Consider the following 18,235-nt stretch of genomic DNA (forward strand, 5'->3'; position numbering starts at 1 on the left):
GTACGCCTGACTGGCGTGGCCTTACGCGATGCTCCAATCCAGACCGTCTCTACGGTCGGCATACTGACGTTCAACTTGCCCAAAGCCTGGATCACCGAGAACCTCAATCGCAGTGTCAACCTCACCTACACCTACAAGGTGGGCGGCGCGGGGAGTCTGATTACGTCGTCACCGCTGGCAGTCCGGATTGTCGGCGCAGTGCCTGGAGGTGACGGTCAGCGTGTTGCCAGTGATCTCAATACGCAATACGCCGATACCCGTGAAAATTGCGGCAATGCGTCATTGCCTCCCCCGCTGTGTTCTGGCGTCATTTTGAGGGCAACAATAAATGGTGCCGGGTATCGCGCGTGGAATCCCAGTCCGCTGTCCCAGACCAATGGGGGAGTTTCTTTTTTTTACCTTCGCAAGGACGCGGCCTTCAGAGCCTTTCCTTCAAGCTATCCGAATGCCAGCGGAATCGTCTTTTTCCCTGCGCAGCTACGCCCTCAAGGTTCGGTGGAGATTCCAGTGTTGTGTATCTTTCCGATCGATGGAGGGACTGATATCAGGGGGAGCCAAGGTTGCGGTGAATCCAAAAATTACCCTTCCGTCAGTCGTTCCTGCGAGTTGCAGGGGATCACCACCGCAGCAGGCTGGCTCAGTCATTACAATCAAGGACCTGTGGGGTGGAAGTACCAGCGTCAGTGCGGTTTCAATGTACGAAGCAGTCAGGGGCAACTTACTGCTAACACATTCAATCAAGGCATTTTGGCAATGAAGCTTCTGGGAACAGAATCGTTCAATGGCTGGAATGAAATCCGCTTGGCCACCTGGCCACAGAACATCCACACGACCATCCCGATCAAGGCATTTTTTTACACGAGTAATGGCTTGGAAAACGCGAAGTTCAATCAGCAAGACTTTTACAAGTATTCAGGCAAGGCAGTGCCGATTATCAAACTGACCTTGCCCAGAACGATTGCCGAGTCCGCCCGGTTCGAATTCAACAAGTCCGATCAAACAGTGGGTAACTGGAATTGATGTTGACCCGAACGGCCGCAGATCCTGTCTTCGTCATGATCTGCGGCCGTTCGAAGCGTGATGTCACGCGGTTTTCCAGGTGATTTCTTCTTCACCATCCGCGCTGATGCGCATCCAGCGATCCGCGGTCTCTTCACCTTCTTCTTCAACCCAGCTGCCCGGTGCGCAACGCACTTCGACATTCAGCGCGGCAAACGCGGCGCGGGCGCAGGCGATGTCGTCTTCCCACGGGGTCTGGTCGCTGTCCAGGAACAGGCTGTTCCATTTGCCGACGGCTTTTGGCAGCCAGGTGACGGGCACGTTGCCGGCCTTGCACTTGTAGGTCTGGCCTTTCTGGACCCAGTCGCTGCACGGGCCGATAGCGGCGCCGAGCCAGGCCGCGATGGCCTTGTAGTCGACGTCGGTGTCTTTCAGGTAAATCTCGATATCGGGTTGGCGCATGGATGTCCTCACTGCGGGTCTGAAAAATCCATTCGCGGATTTAGCCGGCCTCGAGCTGTGGCTCGAAACCAAAAATTATTGAAGTACGAAATAATCGTAGCGCATCGACACGGTGACCTCGAACGGCTCGGCCTGCTCGATGACCGCTGCCCGGCGTTCGGCACTGGCGCGCCACCCGTGAGGCGTCATGGCCAGCAGGTTGGCGCGATCCTGACCCTTTGAAAGCGTCAGTCCGAATTCCAGGGTTTCACTGTGTTGCAGCGTCATGCCTTCCGGCACCAGGGCCAGATGCTTGTCGTCGGTGTATTCACGGACTTCGTCGTACAGCCGCTCGCGCAATTCCATCAGGTGTCCACTGGTCGGCCCGACTTTCATCAAACCGCCACCAGGGCTGAGCAGGCGCTTGGCCTCTTCCCAATCCAGCGGACTGAAGACGCTGGCGAGAAACTGGCAACTCCCCGAGGCCAATGGCACCCGGGCCATGCTGGCGATCAACCAGGTCAGCTGCGGGTTGCGTTTGCAGGCGCGTTTGACCGCTTCCCGGGAGATGTCCAGCGCGTAACCGTCAGCGTTGGGCAAGGCTTCGGCGATCTGCGCGGTGTAGTAACCCTCGCCGCAACCAATGTCCAGCCAGCGCTGGGGCGCGTACTGCGCCGCCAGTTCGGCCAGGCGCTTGGCCACCGGCGCGTAATGGCCGGCGTTCAGGAAGTCGCGACGGGCTTCGACCATGGCGAGGTTATCCCCAGGGTCGCGGCTGTTCTTGTGCTGCACCGGCAGCAGGTTCAGGTAACCCTGCCGCGCACGGTCGAAACGATGCCCGGCGGGGCAGGCCACGCCGTTGTCCACCGCGTTGAGCGGCTCGCTGCAGATCGGGCAGGCGAGCATCAGGCGAGCAACTTGATCAGGGTCTGGTAGTAGATTTCGGTCAGCACGTCGAGGTCGGCAGCCAGTACACGCTCGTTGACCTGGTGAATCGTCGCGTTGACCGGGCCCAGTTCAACCACTTGCGTGCCCATGGTCGCGATGAAGCGTCCGTCGGAGGTGCCGCCGCTGGTGGACGCCTTGGTTTCGCGACCTGTGATGTCCTTGATGCTCGACGCCACGGCATCCAGCAATGCACCTGGCTCGGTGAGAAACGGCAAGCCGGACAGCGCCCAGTCGATGTGCCAGTCCAGGCCATGTTTGTCGAGGATGTCGGCGACGCGCTTTTGCAGGCCTTCAACAGTGGATTCGGTGGAGAAGCGGAAGTTGAACACCGCCACCAGATCGCCCGGAATCACGTTGGTCGCGCCGGTACCGGAGTTGACGTTGGAAATCTGGAAACTGGTCGGCGGGAAGAAATCGTTGCCGTGGTCCCAATGCTCGGCGGCCAGTTCGGCCAGCGCCGGGGCGGCGAGGTGGATCGGGTTCTTGGCGAGGTGTGGATACGCCACGTGACCCTGCACGCCGCGCACGGTCAGTTTGGCGCCGAGGGAGCCGCGACGGCCATTCTTGACCACATCACCCACCAACGTGGTGCTCGACGGTTCGCCGACGATGCACCAGTCCAGACGCTCCTTTCGGGCGGCAAGGCGTTCAATCACAGCTTTGGTGCCGTGGTGCGCCGGGCCTTCTTCGTCGCTGGTGATCAGGAAAGCGACCTTGCCCTTGTGGTCCGGGTAGTCGGCGACAAAGCGCTCGGCGGCCACGGTCATGGAGGCGAGGCTGCCTTTCATGTCAGCCGCGCCACGGCCGCAGAGCATGCCGTGTTCGTCGATCAGCGCGTTGAACGGGTCGATCTGCCAGGCGGACACCGGGCCGGTCGGCACCACGTCGGTGTGACCGGCGAAGCACAGCACCGGACCGTCGTGTTTACCGTGGGTCGCCCAGAAGTTATCCACATCTTCGATGCGCATCGGCTCCAGGGTGAAACCAGCATCGCCCAGGCGCTGCATCATCTGCTTCTGGCAATCGGCGTCGACCGGCGTCACTGACGGACGGCGGATCAGGTCGATGGCGAGTTGAAGGGTCGGCGAAAGGTCGGCGTGGGCCGTCATGGAAAACTCCGGAGATCATGAATGTGGGCGCGGACTAAATGTGGGAGCCAGCCTGCTGGCGATGACGGTGTGTCAGTCAACTTAAACTGTGATTGTTACACCGCTATCGCGAGCAGGCTCGCTCCCACAGGGATTAGGAAGCGCCCCGCAAAATGGCGGTTATCTTAAAGCAAAACGGCGACCATTGGCCGCCGTTTAGTGCATCGGTAGAGATTTAGACTGCCGGTGCCGTTTCAACTTCAGGTGCCGGTTTCGGCAATGAAGACAGGAACGCCATGATCAGCGCCGCCAGGTACGGCAGCGACTGCACCAGCAACATGGTCACCCAGAAGCGCATGTCGTTGCTCGGCATGCCGTTCACCAGGTAGATCCCCAGCGCCGCGCCCCACAACAGCAGCATGATGAACACTTCTTCGCGCGCCTCCGAAATCGCCACCCAGAAGCCGTGGTTATCTGCGTTTTTCGGTGTGCGGAAAAACGGAATACTGCTGGTGAAGAAGCCGTACAGCACCGCTTTGGCAATGGTGTGCGACAACGCCAGGCCAGCCAGTGCCGCGCAGAACGCATCCTTCAGGTTGACCCCGACCGCACGACGGTAGAGGAAGATGATCTTGCCCACCTTGAACACGAACAGCGCCAGCGGCGGGATCGCGAAAATCAGCAACGGCGGATCGACCCGCTGCGGCACGATGATCATCGCCGCCGACCACAACAACGCGCCGACAGTGAAGAAGATGTTCATGCCGTCCGCCACCCACGGCAACCAGCCCGCGAGGAAGTGATAACGCTGGCCGCGGGTGAGTTCGGTGCCCTTGCCGCGCAACAGGCTGGTGGTGTGACGCTTGATAATCTGAATCGCGCCATAGGCCCAGCGGAACCGCTGTTTCTTAAAGTCGATAAAGGTATCGGGCATCAGGCCTTTGCCGTAGCTGGTGTGGTAATACGCCGCCGACAGGCCTTTTTCGAACACGCGCAGGCCCAACTCGGCGTCTTCACAGATGCACCAGTCGGCCCAGCCCAGTTCCTCGAGCACCGAACGCCGGGTCATGGTCATGGTGCCGTGCTGGATGATCGCGTCACGGTCGTTGCGGGTGACCATGCCGATGTGGAAGAAGCCTTTGTATTCCGCGTAGCAGAGCTTCTTGAAGGTGCTTTCGTTCTGGTCGCGGTAATCCTGCGGTGACTGCACCACGGCGATTTTCGGGTCGGCGAAGTGCGGCACCATGTGCTTGAGCCAGTTCGGGTCGACGCAATAGTCCGAGTCGATCACCGCAATCACTTCGGCATCTTTGGCGGTGTGCGGAATCAGGTAATTCAGCGCGCCGCCCTTGAAACCGGCCAGCGGCGCGACGTGGAAGAACTTGAAGCGCGGGCCGAGGGTTTCGCAATAATCGCGCACCGGTTCCCAGACCGCCGGGTCCTTGGTGTTGTTGTCGATGATCAGGACTTCGAAGTCCGGATAGTCGAGGTTGGCCAGGGCGTTGAGGGTCTGTTTGACCATCTCCGGCGGCTCGTTGTAGCAAGGGACGTGAATCGACACTTTCGGTCGGTAGTCCGATTCGCCCACCACCGGCAGGAATTCGCGCCGACGCTTGTGGGTCCAGACCGCTTCGGCCAGTTCGTGCGCCTCGGTCAGCAGTACGATAAAGACCCCGAGTGCGCCAAGGGCGAGGAGGAAACCGACCGTCAAGCTGAACCAGGTGCTGTATTGCAGGCTGTAGTCGTAACCGATCCACACCAGCACCGATCCGCAAAGGAAGGCGATAAAGGTCAGGAAGGTGCGACCGCGTTGACGCAGGGCCGAGCCGTCGATCATCAGCAGGGTCAGGGACAGCAGCGCGAGGACCACCGAACCGACCGCCAGCACGCGCCATTGCGGAATCGCGACGACCGGGCCGTCGAAGTTGAATTTCTGCTGGCGCGCGGCGTTGAAAACACCCCAGTAAGCGCCCACCGAACCTTCGTCGCTGGCCTTCCACGGTTGGTCAAACGCTTCGATCACGAAGTAGTTGAAACCCTGGCGGTTGAGCTTGTTGACCAGCGTGCGCAGGTAAATCGCCTGGTCCGCCGGCGACGCATCGGCGCCGCCGCGCATGCGGCCGTTGCTCGGCCAGCCGACTTCCGATAGCAACAAAGGCTTTTTCGGGAACATCTTTTTCAGATCACGGGCACGGTCGAGTACGAACTGCCCGGATTGCTCCATCGGCACATGTTCCCAGTACGGCAGGACGTGGGCGGCGATCAGGTCGACGTGCTTGGCCAGGCTCGGGTTTTCTTCCCAGACGTGCCATTGCTCGGACGTGGTCACTGGCACTTTCACCGCCGCGCGAACGCGATCCAGAATAATGCTGAGTTCTGCGGCGGTAATTTCCTTACGGAAGATTGCCTCGTTGCCTACAACCACGCGAACCACGCTGCGGGAGGTGTTGGCGAGTTCGATGGCGCGCAGGATTTCACGCTCGTTGCGTTCCTCGTCCGGGCTGATCCAGATACCGAGGGTGACCCGCAGGCCGAACTCTTCCGCCAGTTTGGGAATGTCTTGCAGGGAGCCGTCGACCGAGTAAGTACGGATGTTGTCCGTCAGCTTGCTCATGATCTCCAGGTCGCGACGCATTTCATCGTCGGTCGGGTACTGCTCTTTCTGCGGATACTGGCCTTGCTGGAACGGCGAGTAGGAGAAGCCGGAGATCTGTTCGGGCCAGTTGGGGGCGGTGACCGGGCGATTGATCAGCGCCCAGAAGCCGGTAAACAAGGCAGCGATGGCAAGCACCACAACCAGGTTGAGTCCAAATTTACGCGATGACATAGCTATTTCAGGTTCCAAAGGCTGTGGAACGAAGGACCGGTCGGCGTGTGCCAAGGGGCGCGCATCCTACACCGGGCATTCCCTGAGCGTATAGCTGACAGGGAAATGCCCTACGTTTGGCAATCCCGTTTCGCATAAGTTCTTACACTTGTCGCGGGAACTTAGATCTTGTTGCTGTCTAGCCCTATAATGCGCGCCGGTTTTTGGGGTTAATGGTCATGAGTACAGAAGATCCGCGGTTTGCAGGCATCGCCCGTTTATATGGCATCGACGGCCTGGAGCGTCTGCGCGCGGCCCATGTGGCCATCGTCGGCGTCGGTGGCGTCGGTTCCTGGGCGGCGGAAGCCATCGCGCGGTGTGGCGTGGGCGAGATTTCGCTGTTTGACCTGGATGACGTCTGCGTCAGCAACGCCAACCGTCAGTTGCACGCGCTGGACAGCACCGTCGGCAAACCCAAGGTCGAGGTGATGGCCGAGCGCTTGCGCGGGATCAACCCGGACTGCACGGTGCACGCGGTGGCGGATTTCGTGACGCGCGAGACCATGGCCGAGTACATCACGCCAAACATCGACTGCGTGATCGATTGCATCGACAGCGTGAATGCGAAAGCGGCGCTGATCGCTTGGTGCAAGCGCCGCAAGATCCAGATCATCACCACCGGCGGGGCGGGCGGGCAGATCGACCCGACATTGATCCAGGTTTGCGACTTGAACCGCACCTTCAATGATCCGTTGGCGTCGAAAGTGCGCTCGACCCTGCGCCGGGATTACGGCTTCTCGCGCACCGTGACGCGTCATTACAGCGTGCCGTGCGTGTTTTCCACCGAACAACTGCGCTACCCGAAACCGGATGGCAGCATCTGTTTGCAGAAGAGTTTTGTCGGCGATGGCGTGAAGCTCGACTGCGCCGGCGGGTTTGGCGCGGTGATGATGGTGACGGCGACGTTCGGCATGGTCGCGGCGACCAAGGCTGTGGATAAGATTGTGGCGGGTGTGCGGCGGCCGGCGGATCGGGTCAAACCCGGGGTTTGAAACGCGATCCTTGTAGGAGCCGGCTTGCTGGCGATCCAGGCACCGCGGTATCCCTGACACACCGCGGCGCAGGATCGCCAGCAAGCCGGCTCCTACAGGGCTAACTCTCGCATTCGCTGGAGCACGGCATTAAGGCCATTACTGCGCGAAGGCGACAGTTGCCGTGAAAGCCCAAGCTGATTGAACCACTCCGGCAAATCCACCTGCCGTAACTCATCCGCCGATAACCCATTGACCCGCGCCAGCAACAACGCCACCAACCCACGAATCAATCGCGCATCACTGCTCGCTGCAAACTGCCAATGGCCGTCATTCAACGAACCCACCAGCCACACCTGGCTTTCACAGCCATGCACGCGGTTGGCGTCGACTTTATCCACATCACTCAACGCCGGCAGACGGTCGCCCCATTGCATCAGCAACCGCGCCCGCTGTTCCCAGCCAGGCGCATTCTGAAAGGTTTCGAGTGCGATAACGGCATCGGCCGGCAAGCTCATCGCAACAACTCCAGCGCCTGATCCAGCGCTTCAAAGAACCGCTCAAGGTCTTCGGAATCGTTGTACAGCGCCAGCGACACCCGGATCGCTCCGGCCAACTCAAAGCTTTTGAGCAACGGCATCGCACAGTGATGGCCGGCGCGCACGGCGATACCCTGTTCGGTCAGCAAATGCGCCAGATCAGCGTTATGCACACCCTCGACGACAAAACTGGCCAGCGCCAGTTGCGGTTTGCCCAGCAGGCGTATGCCGTTGCGCGCCTCAAGGCCCTTCAACAGATAGTCATGCAGCGCCGCTTCATGGGCCGAGACCGCGTCCTGATCGAGGCCAGCGAGGTAATCCAGCGTCGCCCCAAGACCGATCACACTCGATATTGGCGGCGTTCCGGCCTCAAACCCCAGTGGCGCGGGGCGAAAGCGTGCGCTGTGGTAATCCGCATCCAGCACCATTTCGCCGCCGAACTGCCAATGGCGCAGTTGTTTCAGCGCTTCATGGCGACCGAACAGCACGCCCAGACCGTCGGGGCCATAGAGTTTGTGGCTGGAAAAGACATAGAAATCGCAACCCAGCGCCTGCACGTCATGGCGACCATGTACCACGCCTTGCGCGCCATCGACCACGGTTAACGCGTCGTGCGCCTTGGCCATCGCCAGCAAGGCGGGCAACGGCTGCCAGGCACCGAGCACGTTCGACAGCTGACTGACCGCCAGCAAGCGGGTTCTTGGGCCGATCAATTGCGCGGCGGCGTCGAGGTCGATCAAACCGTCAGCGTCCAGCGGCAGGATCACCAGTTTCAAGTCGCGACGCAGGGCCAGTTGCTGCCACGGCAGCAGGTTGGCGTGATGCTCCAGGGCGCTGATGACAATCTCATCGCCCGCAGTGAATAAATGCTCAAGGCCATAGGCCAGGAGGTTCAGCGCGGAGGTCGCGCCGTGGGTAAAGATGATCTGCCCGCACTCGCCGGTATTCAGCCATTGCGCGACTTTGCTGCGGCTGGCTTCGAATGCCTGGGTGGCATGGGCGCCGGGCAAGTGTTGCGCCCGATGCACGTTGGCCGCGCCGTTGGCGTAGTAATGCGCCAAAGCATCCAGCAGGGCTTGAGGTTTTTGCGTGGTGGCGGCGTTGTCCAGATAGGTCTGGTCTTGCCGTTGAAGTGCGGCGATGGCCGGGAAGTCGGCGCGCCAGGGAGAGAGAATCATCATGTTTTTCGGCCCTGGTGAAGATGGGCGGATATGCGCCTGACCTTGTGGGAGCGGGCTTGCCCGCGAAGCTTTTGGCGGCTTCAAGGGCCTCTTCGCGAGCAAGCCCGCTCCCACAGGTTCTGTTTCGTTGCCCGCGACGCTTAGTTGTGAGCGTGCAGCGCTTCGTTCAATTCGATCGCCGATTTGTGGGTTTTGCATTCCACTGCACCGGTTTCCGAATTGCGGCGGAACAGCAGGTCAGGCTGACCGGCCAGTTCACGGGCCTTGACGACTTTCACCAGCTGGTTTTTTTCATCCAGCAGCGCGACTTTGGTACCGGCGGTCACGTACAGGCCCGACTCGACGGTATTGCGATCGCCCAACGGAATGCCGATACCGGCGTTCGCACCGATCAGGCAGCCTTCGCCGACCTTGATCACGATGTTGCCGCCGCCCGACAGGGTGCCCATGGTCGAGCAACCGCCACCCAGGTCCGAACCCTTGCCGACGAAGACCCCAGCCGAAACACGGCCTTCGATCATGCCCGGGCCTTCGGTGCCGGCGTTGAAGTTGACGAAGCCTTCGTGCATCACGGTGGTGCCTTCGCCGACGTAGGCGCCCAGACGAATACGTGCCGCGTCAGCGATACGCACGCCGGCCGGCACCACGTAGTCGGTCATTTTCGGGAACTTGTCTACCGAGAACACTTCCAGCAACTCGCCGCGCAGACGGGCTTCCAGTTGGTGCTCGGCCAGTTCGGCCAGGTCGATGGCGCCCTGGCTGGTCCAGGCCACGTTCGGCAGCAGCGGGAACACGCCCGCCAGGTTCAGGCCGTGCGGCTTGACCAGGCGATGGGACAGCAGGTGCAGTTTGAGGTAAGCCTCAGGCGTGGAAGTCAGTTGAGCGTCTTCGGCCAGGATGGTCGCGACCAGCGGCTTGTGGCTCTCGGCCAGACGAGTCAGCAAAGCAGCTTGTGCAGCGTCGACGCCTTTCAGCGCTTCAGCCAGTTGCGAGGCCTGAGCGGTACTGAATGCGATGGCCTGATTGCCTTCGGTGTAGCCCAGAATCGGCGCGATGGCCGCGACCAGTTCGGCCGACGGGTTAAGCAGTGGCTGTGCGTAAAACACTTCCAGCCATGCGCCTTGACGGTTTTGAGTGCCGACACCAAAGGCCAGGCTGAACAGGGTAGTGGACATGTAAATACCTCTAACAAAATTGAACGGGCAGGCTTACTTGAGCGCCGCCGCGTAGATATCTGGCTTGAAGCCAATCAGGGTTCGGTCACCGAGATCGAGCACCGGGCGCTTGATCATCGAGGGTTGTGCGAGCATCAGTTCGATTGCTTTCGCTTGGTCGAGATCGGCTTTACGTTCGTCGTCGAGCTTGCGAAAGGTCGTGCCTGCACGGTTCAACACCACTTGCCAGCCGTGCTCGTCGCACCATTGGGTCAAGTGGTCACGGTCGATTCCGGCCGTCTTGTAATCATGGAAGTCATAGCTGACAGCGTGTTCATCGAGCCAGGTGCGCGCCTTTTTCATGGTGTCGCAGGCTTTGATGCCGAAAAGGTGCAACGTTTTACTTGAAACGGTCAAGGAATTGCCCCCTTTGCAGGTGCTGGAAATTAAAGGTGACGGATTATGCCATGACCGGACGGTTTCGCGGCGGCCGCGGTCGTTAAGTCATCGCAACCCCTGTGTGAGCCAGTTCTCTCCCGCAGGGGGGGGCAGGCAGTTCGCGACTGCATGCGACATTGGTGCAACGGTCAGCCCGCAGTCTAAGCGGCTAATATGGCACTTCAATGCTGTCGATTGCCTGGGAACCGCGCTTTATGCAAACCGCCTACACCGTCCTGATCCTGTTGATGCTGGTCGGCGTTTCACGCCTGATCGGACGGGTGATCCCGCTGCCGCTGCCATTGGTGCAAATTGCCGCGGGTGCGGTGCTGGCCTGGCCGACCCTGGGTCTGCATGTGGCGCTGGATCCCGAATTGTTCCTCTTTCTGTTCCTGCCGCCGCTGCTGTTCTCCGACGGTTGGCGTATGCCCAAACGAGAACTGTGGCGCCTGCGCGGGCCGATCCTGACCCTGGCGGTGGGACTGGTGTTGTTTACGGTGGTCGGCGCCGGCTATTTCATACATTGGTTGTTGCCGAGCATTCCTCTGCCGGTGGCCTTTGCGCTGGCGGCCGTGCTGTCGCCGACGGATGCCGTAGCGGTCTCGGCGATTTCCCAGAACCGCTTGCCGACGCCGCTGATGCACATGCTGCAAGGCGAGGCGCTGATGAACGATGCCTCGGGCCTGGTGACGTTTAAGTTTGCGTTGGCCGCAGCGGTAACCGGCGTGTTTTCACTGGCCAACGCGAGTATGACGTTCGTGTTGGTGGCGGTTGGCGGCCTGGCCGTGGGTGTGGCGCTGAGCTGGCTGGTCGGGCGTTTGAGGTCGTGGATGATCGCTCGTGGTTGGGATGATCCGGCGACCCACGTCGTTTTCATGTTGCTGCTGCCGTTTGCCGCCTACGTGCTGGCCGAGCGCCTTGGCGCCTCGGGCATTCTGTCGGCGGTGGCAGCGGGGATGATGCAGAGTTGGCTCGATCTGCTGCCGCGCCAGACGAGTACCCGGCTGCTCAACCGCAGTGTCTGGTCGTTGCTGGAGTTCGCGTTCAACGGCTTGATCTTCCTCCTGCTGGGCTTGCAGTTGCCGGACATCATCAAGGCCGTGGCCAGCCACGAAACCTCGCTGTGGCCGACCTTGCTTTACCGCTGCCTCGACGTGGTGGTGATTTTTCTGGTGCTGCTGGTGTTGCGCTTTGTCTGGGTGCAGAGCATCTGGCGTTTGTCGGTTCTGCTGCGACGATTGCGTGGCAAAGGCGACATGACTCAAGTGCCGACCGCGCGCTCCTGCTGGTTGCTGACGGTCGGCGGCGTGCGCGGGGCGGTGACACTGGCGGGCGTGCTCTCGGTGCCGCTGCTGATGGGGGGTGATGCGTTTCCCGAGCGGGATCTGCTGATCTTCATCGCCGCCGGGGTGATTCTGCTGTCCCTGATAGCCGCCTGCATCGCTTTGCCGCTGTTGCTGCGCGGCATCGAAAAAAGCCCTGACGACAAGCGGCGCAATGAAGTGCGTGACGCCTGGCGAAAAACTGCAGAAGCGGCGATTCATGCACTCGAAGCCGAAGAGGCCACTCCCCAGGACGCAGCTCAGTCCGCGTTGGCCGCCGAACTGAAGGCGCGGATCATGTCCGAGTATCGCCATCAACTGGACGTGTTCAATGATTCGGCAGAGGCCCAGGCACTGGCATTTCAGATGGATTTGCTGGAGCGGCGTCTGCGGTTGAAGGCGCTGCGAGCGCAGCGCCTGGAATTGTACAAGCTGAGCCGTCATCACCAGATTGGCGATGACGTGTTGCGAGAAGTGTTGGGGGAACTGGATTTGAGTGAGGCCAACCTGGGTCAAGTGAAGTCCTGAGCGAAGGGTCGACCTGACGGTTTTCAGCGTGGGTAAACCGAGTTGATGAACTTGATATCTTGCTCGGACAGTTGGTTGTTTTAAGGGACTTCGATCTTGTCCCGCATGACACTCGCGGGAAAGGCGTAATGCATGATTGATTTCGGGTCATAAGGTGTTTGACGGATCTGGGTCGGTGCCCAGCGTGCGGAGGATGACAGGTAGTTGCCACTCGCCTCGTTATCGCGGGCTTCGGAAACGTTAATAGTAAAGCCAGTATCGTTGAGGTCGTACCTGCGGCAGCAGGGTTTTGGAATATTTATATGTTATCGCTGCTTGTGGGTGTTAAATAGTTCTGATTTTTTAAGACGCAGGAAAACTGCTCGCGTGGCCGTTTCAAGTGCTTCGCATCCGGTAAGTTGTAATCGATATAAAGATAAGTGGCGAATGTTGTGGTGTTTCAGTATGTTTGTGGTTTTGGCTCTTTCGCATTGTATTGCGCGTTGTGAATGTTAAAAGTACTCCATTTGGTTATATGTAAGAATGGTTGCGGGAAACTGTGTGGCTTCTTTTGTTGTGGGCATGCGAAGGCGCTACTAAAGAGTTAGAAGGGCTCTCAAGTAGTTTGGAAGTTTGCAGTGGATTAAGTTCGGCTTTATAACAAAGCCCCGCGCCATGGGGTATGGCGCGGGTGGGCAGTGTTATTTATTGCGCGTAATAAAGGCGCGAATGCGTTCTGCGGCTTCTATGCATTCTGCCAGTGGCGCAACTAGCGCCAAGCGAATGCGACCTGCGCCCGGGTTGAAGCCATCCACCGCACGGGACAAATATGAGCCCGGCACCACGGTCACGTGTTCTTCCATAAACAAATCACGGCAAAACGCCTCGTCGTCGCCTTCAACATTTGGCCACAAGTAAAAACCACCATCCGGACGCTGCACGTCCATCACCGGGCTGAGGATTGCCAGCACCGCATCGTACTTCTCGCGGTACAGCGCACGGTTGGCGCGGACATGCACTTCGTCATTCCACGCGGCGACGCTGGCCAATTGGGTCTGAACCGGCATGGCGCAGCCGTGGTAGGTGCGATAGAGCAGGAAGCCTTTGAGAATGTCGGCATCGCCGGCGACAAAACCTGAACGCAGGCCCGGCAGGTTGGAGCGCTTGGACAGGCTGTGGAACACCACGCAGCGCTTGAAGTCCTTGCGGCCCAGCTCCACGCAAGCACTGAGCAGACCGGCCGGCGGGGTTTGTTCGTCGAAATACAGCTCGCTGTAGCATTCGTCCGCAGCGATCACGAAGTCGTATTCGTCAGCCAGTGCGATCAGTTTTTTCAGGGTGTCGACCGGAATCAACGCGCCGGTCGGGTTGCCTGGCGAGCACAGGAACAGGATCTGGCAGCGTTTCCAGATGTCCGGCGAGACAGCGTCGAAATCAGGGTTGAAGCCGTTTTCGTCCAGGCATGGCAGATAGTGTGGCTTGGCCCCAGCGAGGAACGCCGCGCCTTCGTAGATCTGATAGAACGGGTTCGGGCTGACCACCAGGGCGTCTTCGCCACGGTTGACCACGGTCTGGGTGAAGGCAAACAGCGCTTCACGAGTGCCGTTGACTGGCAATACGTTACGCGCCGGGTCGAGCCAGCCGTTCGGGACACTGAAGCGGCGTTCGCACCAGGCGGCGATGGCTTCGCGCAGGGCGGGGATGCCGAGGGTAGTCGGGTACACGGCCATCTGATCCAGATTGCTTGCCAGGGCTTCAGCGACAAAGCTTGGCGAGCGGTGCTTCGGCTCGCCGATGGACAGCGCGATGGCGCGCTTGTCCGGGTTTGGCGTGACGCTGCCGAGCAGGGCGCGGAGCTTCTCGAACGGGTAGGGCTGCAACTGGTTCAACGCGTTGTTCATCGGTCGATCTCGTTCAATGTGGAGGCCTGCACTCTGTAGGAGCCGGCTTGCTGGCGATAGCATCACCTCGGTGTGTCAGGTGCACTGGAGTGATCCCATCGCCAGCAAGCCGGCTCCTACAAAGGGCTGATCTCCCCAGGGGAAAATTGTTGGTTCAGATACTGATGCGTGACAGTTTGATATCCGGTTCATGGCTGACGCTCAGCTGTTCAACGATCGCATCCTGCAACCGGGTGCACAGCAGCGGGTCGGACAGCGGATGGTTGTTCGCGTCGGTGATAAAGAACACGTCTTCCACGCGTTCGCCCAAGGTCGCAATCTTGGCGTTCTGCAGCGACAGGTCGAACTCGAGGAAGATCGTGCCAATCCGCGCCAGCAGGCCGGGGCGGTCCGGAGCGCTGAGCTCAAGCACCGTCACCGGACGCTGAGCGTCGTTGTGGATCGTCACCTGTGGCGCAAACGCGAAATGCTTGAGCTGGCGCGGCACGCGGCGCTGGATGATGGTCGGGTAGTCGTCCGGGTTGCGCAGGGCTTCGGTCAGACCGTCGCGGATCTGTTTGACCCGCTCTGGGTTATCGCCGATCGAGTCGCCGTCAGTGTCGAGCACGATATAGGTGTCGAGCGTGAACTGGCTGCTGGAGGTGATGACCCGGGCGTCGTGAATGTTCAGGTTGAGCTGGTCCATCGCGGCCACGGTCACGGCGAAGAAGTCATGTTGGTCAGGTGCGTAGATGAAGATCTGCGTGCCGCCCTCGAATTCGCGCTGGGTGGTTTCCTTGATCAGCACCAGCGGCCCGCCATCGGCCGGTTGCTGGAGGATCGCGTCACTGTGCCAGGCCACGTCGCCAGCGGTGTGACGCAGGAAGTAGTCATCGCCCAATTGCGACCACAGTTGTTCGACATCGTCTGGGTCGGTGCCGCCGCGCACCAGGATGTCCAGGGCTGCGCTCTGGGTCTGGCGGATCTGCTCTTCGCGGTCCACCGGGTTTTCCAGGCCGCGGCGCAAGGCCCGCTTGGTCTCGGTGTAGAGCTGGCGCAACAGGCTGGCGCGCCAGGAGTTCCACAGTGTCGGGTTGGTGGCGTTGATGTCGGCGACGGTCAGCACGTACAGGTAATCGAGGTGGGTTTCGTCACCGACGATCTGCGCGAAATCGTGGATGACTTGCGGGTCGGACAAGTCCTTGCGCTGGGCGGTGGTCGACATCACCAGGTGGTTCTGCACCAGCCAGACGATCAATCGGCTGTCCCACACCGGGAGTTGGTGGCGCTGGCAAAAGGCTTCGGCATCCACCGCACCGATTTCCGAGTGGTCGCCATGCCGGCCCTTGCCGATGTCGTGGTACAGGCCCGCCAGGTAAATCAGCTCGGGTTTGGGCAACTTGGCCATGAGCTTGCTGGCCAGCGGGAATTTTTCCGACACCTGGGTGTACTGCAACTTACGCAGGTGCTTGATCAGATTCAGGGTGTGGGCATCGACCGTATAGATGTGAAACAGGTCGTGCTGCATCTGCCCGACAATGAAGCCGAACTCCGGCAGATAACGCCCGAGGATGCCGTAACGGTTCATGCGGCGCAGGTTGCGGTGGATGCCGATCTTGCACTTGAACAGTTCGATGAACAGGCTGGTATTGCGAATGTCGTTGCGAAAATCATCGTCGATCAGGTGGCGGTGCTCGCGCAGCAGACGAATGGTGTCGGCACGCACGCCTTTGATTTCCGGTTGCTGGGCCATCAGCACGAAGATCTCGAGCATGGCGAACGGCGTGCGACGGAACACGTTGTCGTTGCGCGCTTCGATATAGCCATCGTGCAGCTGGAATCGTGAGTTGATCGGCTGCGGCGGCGCTTCGTCTTCCGGGGCGAGGATGACTTCTTCGAAGTGCTGGATGATCAGGTCGCTGAGCTGGGCGATGCTCATGACCACCCGGTAATACTGCTGCATGAAGTTTTCGATGGCTTGCTTGGCGTCATCGCCCTCGAAACCCAGCAGCCCGGCAATCGAGCGCTGGTGGTCGAACAGCAAGCGGTCTTCGGAGCGACCGGCGAGCATGTGCAGCGCGTACCGGACCTTCCACAAAAACTCCTGGGACGAGGCGAGCAGGGCGTTTTCGCTTTCGACCAGGAAACCTTCGCCGGCCAGGGCTCTCAGGTTCAGGGTGCCGTATTCGCGACGGGCCACCCACAGAATCGTCTGAATGTCCCGCAGGCCGCCGGGCGAACCTTTGACGTTGGGTTCCAGGTTGTATTCGGTGTCGTTGTATTTGTGGTGACGGGCCTTTTGCTCGGCGCGTTTGGCCAGGAAGAAGTCCTTGCTCGGCCACATGTGCGCGGTGCTGGTGACGTCAAGCATGCGCTGGCGCAAACGCTCGGGGCCGCAGATGGTGCGGCTTTCCATCAGGTTGGTGACAACCGTCAGGTCGGCGCGGGCTTCAATGGCGCATTCGTCCACCGAGCGAACGCTCTGGCCGACTTCCAGGCCGATGTCCCACAACAGCGTCAGAAAACGCTCGATGGAATCACGGAAAACTTCGTGATCGGCGCTGTCCAGCAGGATCAGCAGGTCGATGTCGGAATAAGGGTGCAACTCGCCGCGACCGTAGCCGCCGACCGCGACCAGCGCGATGTCGGCGTCTTCGCTCCAGTTGAATTGCTCCCAGGCCTTTTGCAGGATGTTATCGACGAACCAGGCGCGATCCTCGATCAGCCGGCGAATGTCCCGGCCGCTGCGAAAGCGCCCGTCGAGCACCTCGCGGGCCTGGCGGATCGCCTTCTTGAAGGCCGCGATCGGGCTTGCCTTCAGGGCCAGTTCAGCCTGGAACTGGCCGCGGTCGAAGAGTTCGGGATCCACCTGCGGCATCGATTGGCTTTCCTATCTATCTATAAGGCTGGTAGCTGCCTGGGGTCGGATCAGGCCGAAACGCGCGGGATGGTGTCATCGGCGCGCAAGGTGAAGATCTCGTAACCGGTCTCGGTCACCAGCAGGGTGTGCTCCCACTGGGCCGACAACTTGCGGTCCTTGGTGATCGCGGTCCAGCCGTCGCCCAATACTTTGGTGTCGGCCTTGCCCTGGTTGATCATCGGCTCGATGGTGAACGTCATGCCCGCTTTCAGCTCCATGCCGGTACCGGCGCGGCCGTAATGCAGGATTTGCGGCTCTTCGTGAAACACCTTGCCGATGCCGTGACCGCAGAACTCGCGAACCACCGAGAAACCGTTCTTTTCAGCGTGTTTCTGGATGATTTCACCGATGTCGCCCAGGCGGCAGCCGGGTTTGACGATCTCGATGGCCTTGTACATGCATTCCTGAGTCACTTGCGACAGGCGCTCGGCCCAGACCGGCACGCTGCCGACGTGGAACATGCGGCTGGTGTCGCCGTGGAAACCGTCCTTGATGACGGTGACGTCGATGTTCAGGGTGTCGCCATCCTTCAGCGGCTTCTCGTTCGGGATGCCGTGGCAGACCACGTGGTTGATCGAGGTGCAGATCGACTTCGGGTAGCCTTTGTAATTGAGCGGGGCAGGGATGGCTTTCTGCTCGTTGACGATGTAATCGTGGCAGATGCGGTCCAGTTCTTCGGTGGTGATCCCCGGCTTGACATGTTCGGCAATCATTTCCAGCACATCGGCGGCCAGTTTGCCGGCGACGCGCATCTTTGCGATGTCCTCGGGGGTTTTGAGGGTGACGGTCATACAGGCTCTCTCTGCGCTCGATGGCGCTTGCTAAAACGAAATGGGCATTGCGCGATCAATCTTCGCGGCCCTGAAAAACGCGATTCTAACAGACGATCAGCGCAAATCTGAGCCTCTGTGCATCGCTTCTCTCTATAGATTGGCGCATTCTCGGGCGATTCCAAGTGCGCGGTTGAAGTCGCGCATCAGG

14 protein-coding genes are annotated in these 18,235 nt (G+C 60.1%); 3 read left to right on the forward strand and 11 right to left on the reverse strand.

The window, feature by feature from the left end; genetic code table 11:
* Window positions 1–1,020, forward strand: a 1,020-nt coding sequence (locus tag K0F88_RS23715; RefSeq protein ID WP_219096727.1) for a hypothetical protein, incomplete at its 5' end; no start/stop codon positions are given.
* A gap of 63 nt (window positions 1,021–1,083) precedes the next feature.
* Here the strand turns inward: K0F88_RS23715 and K0F88_RS23720 are convergent.
* From K0F88_RS23720 to K0F88_RS23735, 4 genes are all read right to left on the reverse strand, one after another.
* Window positions 1,084–1,461: a hypothetical protein gene (locus K0F88_RS23720; protein WP_219096729.1), complete on the reverse strand. Its 378-nt coding sequence runs from the start codon at window positions 1,459–1,461 to the stop codon at window positions 1,084–1,086.
* Window positions 1,462–1,536: 75 nt separating this feature from the next.
* On the reverse strand, window positions 1,537–2,346 hold the full coding sequence (locus tag K0F88_RS23725) for a putative RNA methyltransferase (protein ID WP_219096731.1): 810 nt from the start codon (window positions 2,344–2,346) through the stop codon (window positions 1,537–1,539).
* Window positions 2,346–3,497, reverse strand: coding sequence for a succinyl-diaminopimelate desuccinylase (gene dapE, locus K0F88_RS23730; RefSeq protein ID WP_219096732.1), 1,152 nt, complete (start codon window positions 3,495–3,497; stop codon window positions 2,346–2,348). The genes K0F88_RS23725 and dapE overlap by 1 nt, the downstream gene beginning before the upstream one ends.
* A gap of 214 nt (window positions 3,498–3,711) precedes the next feature.
* Window positions 3,712–6,303 carry a glycosyltransferase gene (locus K0F88_RS23735; protein WP_219096734.1) on the reverse strand — a complete coding sequence of 864 codons (2,592 nt, stop codon included), beginning with the start codon at window positions 6,301–6,303 and terminating at the stop codon, window positions 3,712–3,714.
* Between the two features lie 212 nt (window positions 6,304–6,515).
* Between K0F88_RS23735 and tcdA the strand changes: the two genes are divergently transcribed.
* Window positions 6,516–7,334 (forward strand): tRNA cyclic N6-threonylcarbamoyladenosine(37) synthase TcdA, encoded by an 819-nt coding sequence (gene tcdA, locus K0F88_RS23740; protein WP_219096736.1) that lies wholly within the window; start codon window positions 6,516–6,518, stop codon window positions 7,332–7,334.
* A 92-nt stretch (window positions 7,335–7,426) separates the two neighbouring features.
* Here the strand turns inward: tcdA and K0F88_RS23745 are convergent, their stop codons facing one another.
* The 4 genes from K0F88_RS23745 to K0F88_RS23760 form a co-directional block, all read right to left on the reverse strand.
* Window positions 7,427–7,831: a SufE family protein gene (locus tag K0F88_RS23745; protein ID WP_219096737.1), complete on the reverse strand. Its 405-nt coding sequence runs from the start codon at window positions 7,829–7,831 to the stop codon at window positions 7,427–7,429.
* Window positions 7,828–9,033: an aminotransferase class V-fold PLP-dependent enzyme gene (locus tag K0F88_RS23750; RefSeq protein ID WP_219096739.1), complete on the reverse strand. Its 1,206-nt coding sequence runs from the start codon at window positions 9,031–9,033 to the stop codon at window positions 7,828–7,830. Before K0F88_RS23750 ends, K0F88_RS23745 begins: the two co-directional genes overlap by 4 nt.
* 140 nt (window positions 9,034–9,173) lie before the next feature.
* On the reverse strand, window positions 9,174–10,208 hold the full coding sequence (gene dapD, locus K0F88_RS23755) for a 2,3,4,5-tetrahydropyridine-2,6-dicarboxylate N-succinyltransferase (protein ID WP_219096741.1): 1,035 nt from the start codon (window positions 10,206–10,208) through the stop codon (window positions 9,174–9,176).
* Window positions 10,209–10,241: 33 nt separating this feature from the next.
* Window positions 10,242–10,550, reverse strand: a complete 309-nt coding sequence (locus K0F88_RS23760; RefSeq protein ID WP_257605341.1) for an arsenate reductase — start codon at window positions 10,548–10,550, stop codon at window positions 10,242–10,244.
* A gap of 290 nt (window positions 10,551–10,840) precedes the next feature.
* Between K0F88_RS23760 and K0F88_RS23765 the strand changes: the two genes are divergently transcribed.
* Window positions 10,841–12,475 (forward strand): Na+/H+ antiporter, encoded by a 1,635-nt coding sequence (locus K0F88_RS23765; RefSeq protein ID WP_219096744.1) that lies wholly within the window; start codon window positions 10,841–10,843, stop codon window positions 12,473–12,475.
* 680 nt (window positions 12,476–13,155) lie between these two features.
* Here the strand turns inward: K0F88_RS23765 and dapC are convergent.
* The 3 genes from dapC to map all read right to left on the reverse strand — a co-directional run bounded on the left by dapC (window position 13,156) and on the right by map (window position 18,045).
* A complete protein-coding gene (gene dapC / locus K0F88_RS23770; protein ID WP_219096745.1) occupies window positions 13,156–14,355 on the reverse strand; it encodes a succinyldiaminopimelate transaminase in 1,200 nt (399 codons plus the stop codon).
* 154 nt (window positions 14,356–14,509) lie between these two features.
* A complete protein-coding gene (locus K0F88_RS23775) occupies window positions 14,510–17,212 on the reverse strand; it encodes a [protein-PII] uridylyltransferase (protein ID WP_219096747.1) in 2,703 nt (900 codons plus the stop codon).
* Window positions 17,213–17,262: 50 nt separating this feature from the next.
* Window positions 17,263–18,045 carry a type I methionyl aminopeptidase gene (gene map, locus K0F88_RS23780; RefSeq protein WP_010462836.1) on the reverse strand — a complete coding sequence of 261 codons (783 nt, stop codon included), beginning with the start codon at window positions 18,043–18,045 and terminating at the stop codon, window positions 17,263–17,265.
* Window positions 18,046–18,235 lie beyond the last annotated feature (190 nt).

Source organism: Pseudomonas sp. UMAB-40 (genome assembly GCF_900095275.1).
Taxonomy (GTDB): Bacteria; Pseudomonadota; Gammaproteobacteria; order Pseudomonadales; family Pseudomonadaceae; genus Aquipseudomonas; species Aquipseudomonas mandelii_B.